The organism is Hymenobacter sp. (genome assembly GCF_035709525.1).
Taxonomy (GTDB): Bacteria; Bacteroidota; Bacteroidia; order Cytophagales; family Hymenobacteraceae; genus Hymenobacter.
The window spans coordinates 12,256-29,704 of the sequence record NZ_DASTEP010000019.1; the positions used below are offsets into that span (position 1 = coordinate 12,256).

Consider the following 17,449-nt stretch of genomic DNA (forward strand, 5'->3'; position numbering starts at 1 on the left):
CCCGCGCTGCAACAGCTGAGCTGAACCAAGATACCGACGGCTGGCTATTACGTCGTTTCCTCCCAAAGCACCAGCCCAAACCGGCCGGTCCTCTTCTAATGCTTCTAGAGTCAGTACACTCTTAAATGGTTGCTTTGACTTGTTTTTTCTTTAAATTTTTCAATTTGCAACGCTCAGCGAAGATACGCCGCCGCTCGAAGCCGGCTCGTATGGGCCCGGCCAAGCGCTGTGCAATACCCAGCCGCGCAGGCCCGGCCAGGCTACTGGGCCGGGTAGTAATACAGCTTTTGCCCCGGCGTGATGCCCCAGTAATGCAGCAGCTCCGCATTGGTAACCGACTCGCTGGGGTTGGTAATGGTTTCCCACGACAGTACGGTGCAGTCTTCGGGCAGGCGCACTACGGGCTGCGCGCCTGCCTTGGCCAGGGCGGCCAGGGCCCGGCGCTCGCCGGCATTGTCGTGGTGCGGGTAGAGGCGGCGGTCGGCGTACATAAACACGAACGCCACCACTGCCACGCCCAGCCCAAACCAGCGCCGCGCCCGCCCCCGCAGCTGGCGCAGCAGGTAGCTGGCCGACAAGGCATAAAACCCGACCAGCGCAATCGTGACGGGCATTATCGAATCGTGCCGCAGAATGAGCGGCCGGTAGGGCCGGTAGCCGCCCAGCGGCAGCAGCGCCACGTATACCAGCGCAAACCAGCCCACCCAGCGCAGCACCCGCCCGATGGCGGCGGCCTCGGGCGTGGCGGGCACCGCCCGGCGCAGCACCCAGGCATTGAGCAGGCAGGCCAGTACCAGCAGCGGCAAGCCCAGCTTCATCGTCAGCTCGTCGTAGATGCCGTAGGGCACCAGCTGGTAGCGCCGCAGCACGGGCATTATTACGGCCAGGTTCTCCGTATTGTGCCGGCCGATATACAGCGAATACACGCACCACGCGCCCAGCCAGCCGCACACCGCCAGCGCGGGCCAGGGCAAGCCGCGCAGCCGCTCGGCGGCCGGCCGCTGCCAGCGCTGGCCAGCCAGCCGCAGCCCCAGGCCGACCAGCAGCACCAGCACCGCCCCCCCGATGATGGGCCCGCTCAAAGCCAGCACCACACTCAGCAGCAGCATGGGCAGCAGCTGGTACCAGGGCAGCCGCAGCGGCTGCCCGCGCCAGGCCGCCCGGTGCAGCGGCCACAGCAGCAGCAGCAGCAGCAGCAATGGAATGGCGTAGAAGAAATTGTAGGTAAACGAGTTATCTACAATAGCCATCTGGCCAGTGTAGCCCGTGGTTTGGAAAAAGGGCACCATCAGGGCCATGGCCAGCCATAGGCGCAGGCTGCTCAGGCGGCGCGTGCCGCTGGCGTACCAGCCTAGCACGTAGAGCAACAGCGCCTGCACCAGCACGTTGAGCAGGGCCATGGCGGCGTACACGCTCGCGATGGGGCTGGCCACGGCTTGCAGCGCCAGCGGCACGCGCAGGCAGTACTCGCGCATGAGGAGGTGCGAAAAAAACCGATTGGGGGCCGCGTACCAGCCATCGCCCAGCAGCACGCCCAGCCCCAGGGGGTCGTGGAGCACGGCCGCATAGTCGGCGCGCGGCACCACGATAGCCGCCAAATCCCCGTCGATGGTCAGGCGCAGGTTTTGGGCATACGTGAAGGCCAGGTCGGCGAGGACGGCCAGCACGAGGCAGGCGAGTAGCCAGGGTTTCTTCATTTCTTTTTCGGGGCCCGCGCGGGCGGCGTTGGGCGGGCAGCAAGTAGCGTAGCGGCCGTGATGCGGTCGCCAATATCGAGGCGCTGCACCACGTCGAGGCCACTTACTACCTGCGCAAAAATCGGGTAGCGGCCGTCGAGGTGCGGCGTGGGCTGGTGCGTGAAGAAAAACTGGCAGCTCTCGGTATCCTTACCGGCCGAGGCCAAACCCACCGCGCCGGCCCCGTAGACCAGCGGCCCCAGCTCCGAGCGCAACGTGTAGGGCGTGCTGCCCGAGCCATCGCCGCGCGGGTCGCCGCCCTGGGCCACAAAATTGGGCACCACCCGGTGGAAATACAGCCCGTCGTAGAAATGCTGCCGCACCAAGCTCACGAAGCTGGCCACCGCGCCGGGCGACTCGGCCACCTTAAGTTCCAGTTCAATAACGCCCTGCGTGGTAGTGAAGCGCACGCGCTGGCCCACCGGCACGCTTTGCACCACAGCCCAGTCGATGGGGTGCTGGCTGGCCGTGCCGCGCGGCACGGGCGTGGGCGTCGGAGCTTTTTCGAGCTTATCCAGCGTTTGTTGCAGCGCAATCCAGGGCTCTATCTCGCTGGGTAGTTTCAGCTTGTCGCGGGCCTGGCGCAAGGCGCCTAGGTCGGCGGGCTGGGGCGCGGGCACCAGCTTGGGGTCGGCGTAGGCTTCGGCGGCGGTGCTGAGCTGGGCCACATCACCGCCCGCCAGCGCCCGCCGCAGCGCGGCCGCAAAGTCGGCCGCGCGGGCGGCGGGAAAATTCTTGCTCCCCCGCATAGATACCAACGCCGCCAGCGCGGTGCCGGGCACCACGGACGGGCCGGTGGTCAGGGTTGCTTCTTGGGCCAGAAAATCAAACTGCGCCGGGTCTTCGCCGAGGGCGGTGAGCAGGGCGGCTTTTTCGTATTGGTTACCCGTGCGCTGGTAGCGGCGGCGAATGGTGTCGGCCACGGCCGGGCGCTGGGCGGCGGGCGCGTGGCGCAACGCTAGCTGTAGAATAGCCGCGCGTGAGCGCCAATGAGAAATGCCCTGGGCAGTCTTTACTATTTGTGCTACCTTTTTATTTATTTCTATAGTATCGATGGGCATTCTTAGTAGCCACTCAGCCGCCGTGAACGATTCTTGCGGGAGGGGCTTGTTTAGTGCGCCTTGCACTACGGACGCCGTTCCAAAGCTTCCCCGACACTCACTTGGCTTATTGCAAGGCAGCACCCGTAGCGCAGCTATCCGCACCCGAAAATCAGCATCAATAGTAGCACTCACTAATGTACTTGCTGCCACCGGCCGCGCCACGCGCCCCAGCGCCGTGGCGCAGTTGGCCCGCACGAAATAATCCGGGTCGCTACCCAGCGCTTTCAGCAGCACCGGCAGCGCCACCCGCGCCAGCGTCGAGTCCTGCCCGCGCATCCGCGTGAGCGCCGCCGATGCGCCCTGCCGGGCGGCTAACACCTGCTTAGGCTGGCCCAGCAGCTTGGTAGCCTGGCTTACGGCCTCGGCCGGGGCCAGCCCGCGCAACGCGGCTCGGTACAAGCCCCAGGCGCGGCCGGGCGCGGTGGCGCTGTCGGCCCCGGCTATTTTCGGCTGCCACAGCTGGGCTACCGAATGCCGGGTGACGCAACGGCTCAGCGCCTCATAGGCCGTGCGGCGGGCCAGCGCGTTGGCCTCGGGCTGCGCGAGGCGCTGGCTGAGGGCGGGCACGGCCGTGCTATCGCCGGCTTGGCCCAGGGCGTAGGCGGCGGCGCGGCGCACGGCGGGGGCGGCATCGTGCAGCAGCGGCAGCAGCGCGGGCACGGCGGCGCGGTCTTGTACTGAGGCCAGGGCCTCGGCGGCAGCGGCGCGGTAGGCGGAGTTTTTATCGGTGAGGTAGGGCAGCAGCGCGGCGGTGCGGCGCTCGTCCTGGGCGGTAGCGATGCGGCGGCGCACGGCATCGGCGTAGGGGTGCGCGGGCGGGGCCTGGGCCAGCGCGGCCAGCGGCAGCAGCCCCAGTAGCAGGCGAAAGAAGCGCGTCATAGGCAAGGAATGGAGTTGCAAGTTCGGCTTTAATCGCCCGACTACCGCCGCCCGGCCCGCCAAAGCATCGGCCCGCACCCGACCTTTGCAGCAGTTTTTACTTCTATTTATCCTATGGCCTCCCCCACCGCGCCCGACCCGCACCAACTCCGCATCCAGGATTTTCGCTACGACCTGCCCGCCGAGCGCATTGCCCCCGAGCCCCTGCCCGACCGAGCCGCCAGCCGCCTGCTCGTGAGCCGGGCCGGCGTCATCACCGATAAGACCTTCCGCGACCTGCCCGCCGAGCTGCCGCCCGATGCGCTGCTCATCTTCAACGACACGCAGGTGGTGCGCGCCCGCCTGCTGGCCAAGCGCCCCACGGGCGGCGTAGTCGAGCTATTTTGCCTCGAGCCGGTGGCCCCGCACCGCGCCCTGGAGCTGGCCTTGCAGCAAACCGAAGCCGCTACCTGGCGCTGCCTCGTGGGCAACGGCCGCCGCTGGAAAGACGGCCCCGTGCAACTCGATTTTTCCTTCGCCGGGAAGCCCGCCACGCTCTGGGCCGAGCGGCAGGCCGTGGAAGAAGGCGGCGACAACCTGATAAATTTCCGGTGGCAGCCCGCCTCGCTGCCGTTTGCCGAGGTGCTGCGGGCGGCCGGCCACCTGCCTTTGCCGCCCTACCTGCACCGCCCCGACACCGCCCTCGACGCCGTGCGCTACCAAACCGTGTACGCCGCCCACGAGGGCGCCGTGGCTGCCCCCACCGCCGGCCTGCACTTCACCCCCGAGTTATTACAGGAACTGGCGCAGCGCGGCATCGCCACCGGTCGCGTGACCCTGCACGTGGGCGCGGGCACCTTCCAGCCGGTGAAGGCCGACACGATGGACGGCCACCCCATGCACGCCGAGCCCATCATCGTGCAGGCCGGCTTGCTGCGGCAGCTGCTCGCGCACCGGCCGCGGCCCGTTATTGCGGTGGGCACTACTAGCCTGCGCACGCTCGAAAGCCTCTACTGGCTGGGGGCCAGCCTGGTGCGAGAGCCGGGGCAGGAAACGTTGCAGGTGGCGCAGTGGCAGCCGTATGAGGAAAACGCGCCCGACATCAGCCCCAAGGCGGCGGTGGAGGCGCTGCTGGCGCACCTCGACGCCACCGGCACCGATGCGCTGGAGGCCAGCACGCGGCTACTCATCGCGCCGGGCTACCGCTTTCGGCTGGTGCAGGGGCTGATTACCAATTTTCACCAGCCCGAAAGCACGCTATTGCTGCTAGTGTCGGCGCTGCTGGGGCCGGGCTGGCGCACGGTGTATGAGCACGCCCTTGAGCACGGCTATCGGTTTCTGAGCTACGGCGATAGCTCTTTGTTATTACCCGAATGAACCGTGCAGGTTAGTCGATTTTGGCACGGGCTTTGAAAGATTGGTCGCGCCGGGCCGCTGCGCGCTCACAACCCTACTTTCGGGGCCGCGTAGAAGGCCAGGGAAACAATTACTCTCCCCCTCTACATCATGAAAAACGCAATTCTGCTGCTCGCCGCCTGCGCCTTTACCACTGCTTCGTTTGCCCAAACCCCCGAAACCACGGTGAAGGTGCGCGACAACGGCACGAAAAAAATCGTGACCGAAAAAGGCGACATGAAAACCGTCACCAAAACCGGCAAAACCAACACCGGCAAAGCCCTCGAAAACACGGCTGATGCCGCTGGCAACGTAGCCGAAAAGGCTGGCAACGGCATCAAAAAAGGATACAACAAAACCAAGCGCGCTGTAAAGCGTGGCACCCAGAAAGCCGGCAAGAAGACCGTGAAAGCTACCGAGAAAATGGAAGCTAAATCGGAATAGCTTACCCTGGCTTTTCGCTCTTAGCACATAAAAAAATCCCCGGCCAGCCGCCGGGGATTTTTTGCGTTTAACCCAAGCCGTTGCTTACGCTGGCTCGGCCTGGTCTTTTTCTTTGAGCTGATAGAGTACGCTTTCGGCTACGCCGTGGCCGAAGATGCTGACGCCCGCGTTGAGCACGACCAGCGCGGCGGTGCCGGCCGGCACCCACTCTTTGGCGGGCGCGCCGTGGGCCTTTAGGGAGCCGGCCCAACTCACGAGGCAGGCCCCGGCTCCGATGGCCATCAGCCCCGCCGGGGCCAATAGCAGCCACTTGGATTTATGCGTCATAACAAACACGAGGGCAACGGGAAAGGAGTGAGTAGCAGGCCGCTGCCTGGCATTTTAACCGGCTTTTTGAGCCTAGAGTTAGCTTTTATTCGCAAAAAAAAACTAGCGCCAGGCTACACAGGGACTTATTTACCCAAACGGTTGGCCTTGTGCGTATTGACCAGGGGCAGTAGGCGTGGCGTGGGTGTAGCTCAAAAAAGCTACCCTGGTCGCCGCTGGCAGCTTGTAGGCAAGTGTAGAGACGCATACTTGCGTCTCACGTCATTTAGCCCGTCCGACGCGAGACGCAAGTATGCGTCTCTACACTTGCCACATGCTAATCTAAAATATCTACTTGACAACTACCTGCTTGGCAACGGTAGTGCCGCCGGCCTGCACGCGCAGCACATACACGCCCGCGGGCAGCCCGGCCACGTCGAAGCCGGCTTGCTCACCGGCGGCGGGCAGGGCTAGCGTGGTTTCGCGCACGGTTTGGCCCAGCACGTTGCAGAGCGCCAGCCAGGCCTGGGCGGCCCCGCTCACGCCGGGCACCAGCACCGTTAGCTGGCCGTGGGCGGGGTTGGGGAATACGCTGACGCCGGCGGCCGTGAAGCTGGCCTGCGTGGCCAGCGCCGGCGGCCCAAAGCTCAGGGAGAAGCGCCCGGCCTGCGCGCCCGCGCTGCCAGCCACGAACGAGTAGGCGCTTTGCTGTTTGAGATTAACCTGCTGGCCAGTAGCGGCATCAAGGAGGTACACCGCTGTGGCGTTCAGGTTGGCCAGAGCGGCGGCTTGCAGCACGTAGGGGCCCGCTGTGGGCACGCTCACCGCCAGGGGTACGGTAGTGGGGCCGCTCAGCGGCGGCAGGCCGTTGATAGCCTGGCTGGTGCCGGCCGCTACCGAAGCCAGGTTGAGGCCGGTGGGGTTGGTGAGCTTTTCGGCATCATAGGCGCTATCAAAATCAGCGGTAGCGCCCTGCTCGAAGTACACGGTGGTTTCGTCGAGCAGCGAGCTGCCGGTGCCCTGCAAAGTCAGCTGCACCAGCGGCCGAGTATCGGCGGTGGGGCGCTGCAAGGTGGCGGTGCTGGGCGCGGTGAGGCGCTGGCTGTTGCGGAACGTAATGGCCCCGTTGGCCCGGCTGGCTGCTATGCGCACAAAAAATGCCTGCCCCATTGCCACGGTCGGGTTGCCGATGCGGTTGACGTAGCTGCGGTATTGGCCCACGTAGGGGCCGGTGCTGCTGTAGGTGTACATGGCGTTTTCGAGGTTGTACATCTCGAAGGAAAGCTGGTTCAGATTCAGCGGCGAGGGGTACGGGTTGCCGAGCAGCCGCCAGCCGCCATCGGCGTAGGTGGGCCGGCTGCTGAGGATGGACACCACGAAATCACCAGTATTGAGCGTACCCTGAAAATCGACTACCTCGCTGGCTGCAATATTGGCAATGAAGCCGTTGCCCGCCATCAGCAGGTCGGTAGGGCTGGTAGGCGACACCCAGCCTTTGTCGAAGCCGCTCAGGTTATTGGCCTGCCCCAGCAGATTGTTGTCGTACTTGAACACCGTGGGAAACGGCGTCACGTTGGCCGGCACGGCCGCGCTGTTGTAAGCCGGGTTGAGCACGGGCACGAAGCTGCCGCCCGTGGCCGTAGTGGCTAGGTCGGCCACGGTCGTGTAGTTCACGGGCGGGCTGAAGTGGCGGTAGCCCAGGCCGGGGTTCAGGCTGGGGTCGATGGCGCGCTGCACGGTGGCCGTGCCCACTACCCCACCGCCGCTGTTCACTACCAGCGCGTCGGTTACCACACCGCCGCTCACGCTAGAGCGCAAAGTCAGGGGCTGGCCGTTGGTGGTCAGGTCGCCGGTCAAGGTCAGCGTACCGACCCAGCTGGCCGGCGCGCCGAGGCCGGCCCCGGCCGCGCCGATGGTCAGGTTTTGCAACGCCAGCGCACTGCTACCGCCCAGCATTTGGGCGGTGGTGCCGGTGGTAGCCACCGTGCCGCCGGTGGGCGCAAGGGTGCCGTTGGCCAGCAGATTACCCGCCAGGCTCAGCGTGCCGCCGCTCTGGCTCAGCGTCGCGCCGCTGGCAATGGTAAGCCCAAAGGCCGAGGCCGTGCCGCCAGCCAGGGCGGGGTAGGTAGCACTGCCCGTGCCAATGAGCGCGTCGGTTTCGCTGGTAGGCACGCCGGCCGACCAGTTGGCCGCCGTAAACCAGTCGCTGCTCGCCGCACCCGTCCAGGTAGTGAGCGGCCGCGACACGGCAAACGCCGTGGCCGACGTAGCCACGCCGCCGGGCGTAGTCACGGCCAGCAGCCCCGAGCTAGCGCCCGCGGGCACGTTCACGGTAATCTGGGTCGGTGAATTCACTACGAAGCCCGAAATCGGGCTGCCGTTGAGTGTTACGGCCGTGGCCCCACCCAGGCCGGTGCCCATGAGCACGATGCTCGTGCCCACCGGCCCGGCGGCGGGCGAGAAGCTCGTTAATGTCGGCAGGGCAGCCAGCTCAACTTGGCTGGTGGTGCTGCAATTACTGCTCGGGGCCGACACTACCACCGAGTAGGTGCCGGGCGCCAGGCCTGTGAGGTCTTCGGTGGTGGCCGTGAAGCCGTTGGGGCCGGTCCAGGCGTAGGTGTAGGCCGCCGTGCCGCCGCCCTGGGCCATCAGGTTGATGGCCCCGTTGGTAGCGCCGGCCGCCGTGGGGCTGGTGAGGCGGGCGCTGGTCGTCACGTTGCAGGGCAGCGTGGTGCCGCGCACGTAGCCTTTCAGCCACGTGAGGGCGGGCCGCTCGGCCCCGTTGGAATACGCTATAAAGGAGTTGTCGGAAGTGCCCGGCAGGTAGCCGAATAGCGACACGCCCTTGATAGTGGGGTTTTCCCAAAACAGTGGAAACACGCGCTGGTACTCGGCCAGCTGCGCAGCATCGTCGTTGCCCGAGCCGTCGCCGTGAATATCGAGCTCCGTAATGTAAAGCGGCAACCCGCAGGTAGCGATGGTATTGATGCTATTCGTGATGGTGGCGCTGGCCGTACCATACGTCGAAAACGAGTGCCCCTGAATACCAATGGCATCAACCAGGTTTTCGCGTTGCAGCAGCTTGATGAGGGCCAGGTAGCGGCCGGCGCTGGTCAGCGAATTTTCCACGCTGTAGTCGTTCAGCATCAGGCGGGTATTGGGGAAATACTGCCGGGCCAGCCGGAAGGCCGTCAGCACCCAGTCGTAGCCGGTAGCGCCGTTGCCGCCCAGCGCGTTCACGTAGTCGCCGCCGTTGCTGGAGGTTCCAGGCGGCTGGTGCAGGGGCTCGTTCACTACCTCCAGAATATCGATGCCGGGGTAGCGCTGCGCCACGGCCGCGTACCACTGCTTGATTTCGATGAGCTGGTCGGCCGGCGAGAGCTTGTCCATCCAGGTGGGCTGCTGCGCGCCCCACGTCAGCACGTGAAAGCGGAACGGAAAGCCGTTGTCCTTGGCCAGCTTACAGGCCGCGTCGAGGTCGGTCCAGTTGAACACGTTGCGCGTTACCTCCACGCTGCCCCACTTGCCCACGTTGCTGGGCACCACCTGGTTCCAGTAGGCCGTGAAGTTGTTGAGTTGCGCGGGGCTCCAGATGCCCCCCAAAAACTTCGGTTTGCCGGTGGCCATCGGCGGCCCGGTGGGTACGTAGGGCGCGGGCGGCGGCGTCACCGAGCCGGGCTGCCCGTTGTCGAGGCTGGCTACCGTATAGTACTCATTGGTAGGCGCAAAGGCGAGTTTATCGAACTGCAAGCCGTCTTCGCGGGCCCCAATCTGGAAGGTTTGGGTGAGGCCGCCGGCGGGCACCACAAACGTGATGGGCGTTTCGCTGCCGCTGCCAGCCAGGCCGAGCTTCGAGAGGTTTATCCACTTCCAGACCAGCGTGCCGGCCGTGCCCGCGCCCTGCACGATGTCGGTAGCGGCCGTGTAGCCCGCCGCAGCCAGGCCATTGGCCGTTATCCAGTTGGCATCCACGGCATTGGGCTGGCTGCCGAAGCCGTTGCCGTAGAAAAAGCTGTCGTCGCCGAAAGCCCCCGAGCCGACCAGCACGCGGGCGTAGAGGTCGTAGGTGCCCGCCGCCGGAAACGTGACCGAGTAGCTAGCCACCCGCGCCGCCGAGCCGGGAGCCCCCGCGTTGAGCGTGGCCGAGGGGTTGACGGTGATGTAGGTAACGCCAGCGCTAGTAGCGGTGCCCCAGTCGGAGCCCAGCGTGCCGGCCTCGGCCTGCACCGTAGTGGCCACGGTTTGGGCGTGCAAGGTGTGGGCGCTCAGCCCGAGTAGCAACCCAGGTAGCAAGTGAGTAAAATGCCTCATAAGTAAGAGATTGGGTGGGAAAAAGAAAACGAAACCTAGTGATAATGCTGGTAATGATGGCCAGCCACACCTGCAAACTGCGCTCGGCACTTCGCCGGCAGCCGATAGTGATAAAATTCTATTTCGGTGCATTGGCGTGGTTCGCCAAGACAGCCGAAACGCCAGTAGCCGAAGCAGCCGCAAAAGCAACGTTATCAGTTAAGGCAGTGCTCGCGCAACTCACCGCAGGCCAATCGCGCCTGCCAAAACTTGAAAACCATATCGGTATCGATTGCGCAATCGATACCGATATGGTTTTTGTAAGCTATTATTTTCAATAGCCGCCTAACTAATTCTGTTCTTGGTGAGTGATTACCTACTTACAAGTTTTGAAGCACTGCCTAAGCCGACGGCACTCTGCACGCAGCCAACACAGTTATTTATTGGCATAATCATATTCAGCAAGTTCAGGTAGTTACTGCACCGAGCCTTGAGTAGAACGTTTCGCACGGCTCCTGGTGGCACGACGCATCTTATGCGAGAAATGGCGACTCACTGCAAATAGTACCCATTCACTAAAAATACCCCTTGCATTAAAGGTCATTTCTGGTAATTAATCATAAAAAAAGCTGCTACCCCCTATCTTCGTGCAGGTCATTTTGCTAAAACTGTAATTATGCCGCGCAAGATTTTATTAGCACGCTTATCTCTACTCCTGCTGTTGGTGCTGGCGTGCCTGGCCGCCTTCGTGCCCCTGCACCACCCCGAGGCCGCCCCTAATACCTTTCAGCCCGCAGACCTGGCCTGGATGCTCACGGCCTCGGGCCTGGTACTGTTTATGACGCCGGGGCTAGCGTTTTTCTACGGCGGTATGGTGAGCCGGGGCAACGTTATTTCGACCATGCTGCAAAGCTTTATTGCACTGGGAATCATTTCGGTGCTGTGGTACGTGGTGGGTTTCTCGCTAGCCTTTGGCGACGACATCGGGGGCGTGATTGGCGACCCGCGCACGTTTTTTATGTTTAACAACGTGGGCACCGCGCCGCACCCGCGCCTGGGGCCGACTATGCCGCTGGTGCTGTTTGCGGCGTTTCAGCTCAAGTTTGCCATTATCACGCCGGCGCTCATCAGCGGGGGCTTTGCCGAGCGCATCCGGTTTTGGGGCTACCTCATTTTCATCTGCCTTTTTAGCCTGCTCATTTACTGCCCGTTGGCGCACTGGGCCTGGCACCCCGATGGTTTCCTGGCGCAGTGGGGCGTGCTTGATTTCGCGGGCGGCACGGTGGTGCATATTTCGGCGGGCTTTGCGGCGCTGGCGGGCGCGATGGCCATCGGCCGCCGCCGCGTGCACCTCGACGGCCACGCCCACGTGCCGGTGAATGTGCCCTTCGTGATTCTGGGCACCGGGCTGCTGTGGTTCGGCTGGTTTGGCTTCAACGCCGGCTCGGCCTTCGGGGCCAATACCACGGCCGTGCAGGCTTTCTTCAACACGCACTTAGCCTCGGCCGCCGCCATGCTCACCTGGATGCTGCTGGAGTCGGCCCGCGGCGAGCGGCCCACGGCCATGGGCGCGGCCATCGGGGCCGTGGTGGGGCTGGTGGCCATTACGCCGGCGGCGGGGCTGGTGGCCTACGGGCCGGCGCTGGCCATCGGCATCCTAGCCTCGGGCGTGAGCTTCGCGGCCGTGAGCGTGAAAAACCGCACGACGCTCGACGATACGCTCGACGTATTTCCGTGCCACGGCGTGGGCGGCATCGTGGGGATGCTGGCCACGGCGCTCTTTGCCCAGAAGGGCGGCCTCTTCACGGGCGGCGGGCCGCACCTGCTGCTGATGCACCTGCTCACGCTGCTCCTCGTGGGCGCGTTTACCTTTGGGGGCTCGTGGCTGCTCTACCAGGTTACGAACCTGATAGTGCCCATCCGGGTAAATGCTGAAAACGAGGCCCATGGACTCGACACCAGCCAGCACGGCGAAACGATACTAGTAGTGTAAGTTCTTACGCAATAAGCTAGTAGCAGCGCGCCGGGCTCGGCGCGCTGCTTTTTTATGACCGAGATTTTCTTTCCCGACTACGCCGCCGATAGCCCCGCCCCCACCCGCCCTATCGTTATTTTCGGGGCCGGCGGCCTGGGCCGCGAGGTGCTGGTGCTGCTGCGCCAGCTAAATGAGGCCGGGGCCAACTGGGACGTGCGTGGCTTTTACGACGACCAGCCGCCCGCCGCGCCTACCATCGCGGGCCTGCCCTACCTCGGCACCAGCGCCGACCTCAACGCCACTGCCGAGCCGCTGGCCGTGGCCGTAGCCATGGGTAGCAGCCGCAGCCGGGCGGCTGTGGTGGCCCGGCTCACGGCGGGGCTGCTATCGTTTCCGGCGCTGGTGCACCCGGCCGTTGGACTATCTATCTATCAGGGTATTAACCTGGGTGAGGGCTGCATCATCCAGCAGGGCTGCATTCTGACTTGTGATATCACGCTGGGCCGCTTCGTGCTATTGAACCTGGGCTGCACGGTGGGGCACGATGCGGTGCTGGCAGACTTCTGTTCGCTGATGCCGCACGTTAATATTGGAGGCGGCGCGCAACTCGACGCGGGCACTTATTTAGGCACTAATGCTACCGTTATCCACGCCGTGCAAGTGGGCGCGGGCGCTACCATCGGGGCGGGCGCGGTAGTGGTGCGCGACCTGCCGGCCGGCGTCACGGCGGTAGGCGTGCCGGCGAGGGCAAAAACCAGTGAGTGATTATCCGACTTCTACACAGCTCTTTGCAATAATTCTATCAGCTCCTTGGAGCTACAGCCAATTGTTTAGCACGCCTTGTGCGTTGGCTACTAATAACTGCTAACCGATTATTAACCAGTGGACCGTATCTATCTATCGCCGCCGCATTTGGGCCGCCACGAATTAAATTATTTACACAAAGCGGTCGAAGACAACTGGGTAGCGCCCACCGGCCCCAACCTCACGGGCTTCGAGGCCGACCTGTGCGCCTTCACGGGCGTGGCGCACGCCGTGGCCCTGACCTCGGGCACGGCGGCCATCCACCTGGGGCTGCGGCTGCTGGGCGTGGGGCCGGGCGACGAGGTGCTGTGCCCGTCGTTCACCTTTGTGGCTACCGCCAACCCAATTGTGTACTGCGGGGCCACGCCAGTGTTTGTCGATAGCGAGGCTGACACCTGGAACATCTGCCCCACGCGCCTGCGCGAAGCCATCGCTGACCGTATTAGGCTGGGCAAGAAGCCGAAAGCCCTCATTTTGGTGCATCTCTACGGGATGCCCGCCAAGCTCGATGAGCTGCTGGCCGTGGCGCAGGAGTACGGCATTGCCGTGCTCGAAGACGCGGCCGAGGCGCTGGGCGCGCGCTACCGGGGCCAGCCGCTGGGCAGCTTTGGGCAGGTGGGTGTGTTTTCGTTTAATGGCAATAAGATACTGACTACCAGCGGCGGTGGCGCGCTGCTTACGCCCGATGCGGCATTGGCCAAGCGGGCACTGTTTCTGGCTACCCAGGCCAAAGACCCCGCCCCGCACTACCAGCATTCTGAAATCGGCTACAACTACCGCCTCAGCAACCTGCTCGCCGGCATTGGCCGGGGCCAGATGGAGCTACTCGAAGACCGGGTGAAACGCCGCCGCGAGATTTTCAACTGGTACCGCGAAACCCTCGCGGGCCTGCCCGGCCTCGCCGTGGCCCCCGCCACCGAGCCCGCTGGCAGCCACGCCAACCGCTGGCTCACGACTGTGCTACTCGACCCCACCGCCACGGCGGCCACACCTGAAAGCCTGCGCCAGCACTTAGAAACCAAGAAAATAGAAAGCCGGCCGCTGTGGAAGCCGCTGCACTTGCAGCCACTTTTCGCGAGCGCGCCCATGTACGGCGGCGCGGTGTGCGAAGACTTATTTAGTCGCGGCCTGTGTTTGCCCAGCGGCACGGCGATGGGCGACGAAGAACTGCGCCGCGTGGCTAAGGCCGTGCGTGAGGCTGTTAGTCAACCACTCCTAGTTGCGTAGCGGTTGGCATCGCAAAGCCAGGAGCGTTTTGATAAGCCTCGCCTACCGAGGGCGAGGACAGCGTAGCCGGGCGGCCAAACCAGCGCCGCAGCAGCAAGTGCGTGGGCAGGTAAAAGACTACAAACAGCGTCAGCATCCAACCTAATAGATATACTGGAGCGGGCAGCCAGCTCTGGGGCTTGGCATCGTCGAAGCCGAAGACGTAGTTGATGTTAACCGGAATTTTGGGGTCGGGTAGCACGGTGCCAGCGGGCGGCAAAAAGAAATAGGCCACCAGGCACAAACCCCAGCCCAGGGCCGTCCAGGCTAGCAGCGCCCGGCGGTCGTAGCCCAGGCGCCGCAGCAGAAACAGCAGCAAAAACGGTAGCCAACCGTGAAAGAATGAGAGCCCGCGCAAAAACAGCGAGCGGTTGGGGTCAAACATATAAGCGGTCAAACCCACCAAGCGCACCCCCACCAGCTCGCCCACAAAATCGAAGCACCACAACGCCTGCGGCAACAGAATGCCCACCGCCGCCATCGACGCGAATAGCGGCTGTTCAGTCCAGACGCTAACCACGCACAGCAATAGGGCTACATCGCAGAAGTACAGAAAGTTGGTCGGCCCGTAGTAGTAGTAATACACTGGTACCAGCACCGCCACAAATGCCGTGACGGAAAGCTTGAGCAGGAGCGGCAGACGCGATGAAACGACTAGCATAAGAACCAAGGATAAAGAGATTGAGCCTTGGGCTGCCCGTCGAATACCGAGGGCTAACCCTCTGCGAAATACGCCACGCTACGCTGAGCCAGCAGAGCTAAATCATGGCTTACCAGACTTTTATTCATCCTATTCGTACTATGCAACTAACTTTCGCACAAGCTATTAATCCGACAACATCAGACTTTCCATCTTGCTTCACAGCTGCTGCCCGCTTGCTGGCAGCCTGGGGTTTGAAAGCCTGGCTACCCAGGCCTCACAGGCAGTACACTGCCAGCTCAAGTGGCCTGGCTAGTGGCACGCACTCTTTTTCTTGAACTACTAGCGCTTACTAGCCAACGATTTACGGGCTTTTCAAAACCAAGGTATACTAGCACGGCCACCAGATTGAGCAGCCCAAACTGCACCAACCGGCTGGCACTGACGTAGCGGTGCAGCAACTCGGTAAGCAGGCCGGCGTGCAGGAGGTAAAAAGCGTAGCTGGCCTTGCCCAGCAAGCCAAACAAGCGGCTGGCCAGTAGCCGGCGCAGCACGCTGGCCTCGTGCGCCAGCCCATAGAGCAACAGGCAAAAGCCCGGCACCAAGCCTACGTTGTTGAGAAAAATCCGCAGCAGCCGCAGGCCATCCAACTGGTAGCCGGGCGCCCAAACGCCCCTCGCCTGCACCGTTGCCATGGCCGCCATGCCCACCAGCCACCACACCAGGCCGAGAATGGTGCAAACCGGCCAACGGGCGCGGCCCGCCGGCCGTGCCGCCAGCCACCAGGCCAGATACATGCCGCCCAAAAACTCGATGCAGCGCCCCGGGAAAGTGCCTTCCAGCATAAAAGCATAGGAGCTAAAGAAGCCAAACCGATGCCAGGGCGCCGGCAGCAGCACCAGCGCACAGCCTAGCCCCAGCAGGCCTACCGCATACGCCAGCAGACGGGCCGGCCCATGCCGCCGCAGCCCCCGCAAAAGCCACGGGGCCAGGGCATAAAAACTTTCCTCCGCCGTGAGCGACCAGCTCACCATCAGGCCCGTGAAGCGGTATTCGCTGAAAAAACCCTGCACCAGGAAGCTATTCAGGGCCAGCAGCAGCAGCCGTCCTTTATTGGAGTACGGCAAATAGCGGCCGTCAATATCATACTGGTTGCTAACCTGGTACACAACCACCGTCAGCACGGTCAGCAAAAAATAGAGCGGGTAGATACGCGCCCACCGGCGGCGAAAAAACGGCACCAGCTCGTGGCTCGTGGGCTGCAAGCGGCCCAGGTATCGGCTAGTAATCAAGAAGCCGCTGAGCACGAAAAACAGCCCCACGCCACTGCTAAACTGCTCGGCCAGCCACCAGCCCGCACTACCCCGCCCAAATGGGTTGAAGTGAAACACGAACACCAGCCAGGCGGCCAGCGCCCGCAAGCCCGTGAGGGCGGGGTAGTAAGGGGCCGCGCCGGGGCCAGGCACCGCACTTGCAGCTGGCATCTAGTCGAGCGCCTGCGCTAGGTCGGCCAGCAGCTCGGCGGGCTCCTCAATGCCCACGCTCAGGCGCAGCACGCCGGGCGTGATGCCTAGCGCCTGCCGCTGCTCCTCGGTGAGGCCGCGGTGCGAGGTAGCCGTGGGGTACGAGCACGACGAGGCCACGCCCGCCAGCGAGGGCGCGAGCGGAAACAGCTGGCTTTGCTGAATAAACCGCTCGGCCGCCGCCACGGTGTCGTCGGCCAGCCGCAAACTCAGCATTCCGCCGTAGAAGCCATTAAGCAGCTGATTTTCGGCCAGTTCGTGACCGGGGTGGGTTTCGAGGCCGGGGTAGAATACCTGCGCCACGGCCGGGTGCTTGGCCAGAAAGCGCGCCACGGCCAGCGCGTTTTCGGAATGCTGGCGCATGCGCAGGCGCAGGGTTTTGAGGCCGCGCACGGCCAGCCAGCTATCGAGCGGAGCCAGCATGAGGCCCAAATTGGTAGCAATGCGCCGCAGATGCTGCCCGATTTCGGGGTCGCGGGCTACTACTACGCCGGCCGTAAGGTCGGAGTGGCCGCCCAGGTATTTGGTGGCCGAGTGCCACACCATGTCGGCCCCCCAGTCGAGCGGCCGCGTGAGGATGGGCGAAGTAAACGAGCTGTCAATCAGCAGTAAAATACCCTGCTCGCGGCAGGCCTGCGCCAGGCGCGGGCCATCCAGCACTACCAGCAGCGGGTTACTGAGCACCTCAGCCAGCACCAGCTTGGTAGTGGGCTTGCGGTGGCGGGCCACGTCGTAGAGGTCGGCCAGCGGCACGTAGCTGGTTTCGATGCCGAGGCGGCTTAACTCCTTGCTCAGCAGCACCACCGAGCCACCATAGAGCTCGGCTGGGCACAGCACGTGGTCGCCGGCCTGGCACACGGCCAGCACGGCAGCCAGTAGCCCGGCCAGGCCCGCGCCGGTGGCTACGCCGCCGCCGGCGGCACCTTCGAGGCGGGCTACTTCGGCTACCAACTCGTCGGAATTAGGGTGTTCGGAGCGCGAGTAGCCGTACATGCCGCCGTGGTCGGGGGCGGTGTAGTAGGTTTCCAGCTCGGCCAGCGAGGCAAATTTGAAGACCGATGTCTGGTATATCGGGGTGACTTTGGGATGAATCGGGGTCAGGTCCATAG

General features: G+C 63.9%; 13 protein-coding genes. 6 read left to right on the top strand and 7 right to left on the bottom strand.

What is annotated here, in order from left to right:
* Positions 1-260 precede the first annotated feature (260 nt).
* Entirely contained in the window at positions 261-1,697 is a 1,437-nt protein-coding gene (locus tag VFO93_RS01560; RefSeq protein WP_325132547.1) for a hypothetical protein, read from the bottom strand.
* Positions 1,694-3,718, bottom strand: a complete 2,025-nt coding sequence (locus VFO93_RS01565; RefSeq protein WP_325132548.1) for a peptidylprolyl isomerase — start codon at positions 3,716-3,718, stop codon at positions 1,694-1,696. Before VFO93_RS01565 ends, VFO93_RS01560 begins: the two co-directional genes overlap by 4 nt.
* Before the next feature lie 114 nt (positions 3,719-3,832).
* On the opposite strand from VFO93_RS01565, the gene VFO93_RS01570 reads away from it, so the two are divergent.
* Positions 3,833-5,074 (top strand): S-adenosylmethionine:tRNA ribosyltransferase-isomerase, encoded by a 1,242-nt coding sequence (locus VFO93_RS01570; protein ID WP_325132549.1) that lies wholly within the window; start codon positions 3,833-3,835, stop codon positions 5,072-5,074.
* A 129-nt stretch (positions 5,075-5,203) separates the two neighbouring features.
* On the top strand, positions 5,204-5,536 hold the full coding sequence (locus VFO93_RS01575; RefSeq protein ID WP_325132550.1) for a hypothetical protein: 333 nt from the start codon (positions 5,204-5,206) through the stop codon (positions 5,534-5,536).
* Positions 5,537-5,620: 84 nt separating this feature from the next.
* Here the strand turns inward: VFO93_RS01575 and VFO93_RS01580 are convergent, their stop codons facing one another.
* Both VFO93_RS01580 and VFO93_RS01585 read right to left on the bottom strand, forming a co-directional pair.
* Positions 5,621-5,863: a hypothetical protein gene (locus VFO93_RS01580; RefSeq protein ID WP_325132551.1), complete on the bottom strand. Its 243-nt coding sequence runs from the start codon at positions 5,861-5,863 to the stop codon at positions 5,621-5,623.
* A gap of 330 nt (positions 5,864-6,193) precedes the next feature.
* The gene (locus VFO93_RS01585; protein ID WP_325132552.1) at positions 6,194-10,153 is read right to left on the bottom strand and encodes an endo-1,4-beta-xylanase; all 3,960 of its coding nucleotides are present in this window, start codon (positions 10,151-10,153) and stop codon (positions 6,194-6,196) included.
* A gap of 53 nt (positions 10,154-10,206) precedes the next feature.
* Here VFO93_RS01585 and VFO93_RS01590 point away from each other — a divergent pair, with 53 nt between their 5' ends.
* The 4 genes from VFO93_RS01590 (at position 10,207) to VFO93_RS01605 (ending at position 14,138) form a co-directional block, all read left to right on the top strand.
* Positions 10,207-10,473, top strand: a complete 267-nt coding sequence (locus tag VFO93_RS01590) for a hypothetical protein (RefSeq protein ID WP_325132553.1) — start codon at positions 10,207-10,209, stop codon at positions 10,471-10,473.
* Between the two features lie 335 nt (positions 10,474-10,808).
* Positions 10,809-12,125, top strand: coding sequence for an ammonium transporter (locus VFO93_RS01595; RefSeq protein WP_325132554.1), 1,317 nt, complete (start codon positions 10,809-10,811; stop codon positions 12,123-12,125).
* A gap of 54 nt (positions 12,126-12,179) precedes the next feature.
* Positions 12,180-12,872: a NeuD/PglB/VioB family sugar acetyltransferase gene (locus VFO93_RS01600; RefSeq protein WP_325132555.1), complete on the top strand. Its 693-nt coding sequence runs from the start codon at positions 12,180-12,182 to the stop codon at positions 12,870-12,872.
* A gap of 117 nt (positions 12,873-12,989) precedes the next feature.
* Positions 12,990-14,138, top strand: a complete 1,149-nt coding sequence (locus VFO93_RS01605; RefSeq protein ID WP_325132556.1) for a DegT/DnrJ/EryC1/StrS family aminotransferase — start codon at positions 12,990-12,992, stop codon at positions 14,136-14,138.
* Here the strand turns inward: VFO93_RS01605 and VFO93_RS01610 are convergent.
* The 3 genes from VFO93_RS01610 to VFO93_RS01620 all read right to left on the bottom strand — a co-directional run bounded on the left by VFO93_RS01610 (position 14,113) and on the right by VFO93_RS01620 (position 17,447).
* Positions 14,113-14,838, bottom strand: a complete 726-nt coding sequence (locus VFO93_RS01610) for a membrane-associated protein (RefSeq protein ID WP_325132557.1) — start codon at positions 14,836-14,838, stop codon at positions 14,113-14,115. The two genes, VFO93_RS01605 and VFO93_RS01610, sit on opposite strands and share 26 nt — an antisense overlap.
* A 278-nt stretch (positions 14,839-15,116) precedes the next feature.
* On the bottom strand, positions 15,117-16,301 hold the full coding sequence (locus VFO93_RS01615; protein ID WP_325132558.1) for an acyltransferase: 1,185 nt from the start codon (positions 16,299-16,301) through the stop codon (positions 15,117-15,119).
* Positions 16,302-17,447, bottom strand: a complete 1,146-nt coding sequence (locus VFO93_RS01620; protein ID WP_325132559.1) for an aminotransferase class I/II-fold pyridoxal phosphate-dependent enzyme — start codon at positions 17,445-17,447, stop codon at positions 16,302-16,304.
* Between the last annotated feature and the right edge of the window lie 2 nt (positions 17,448-17,449).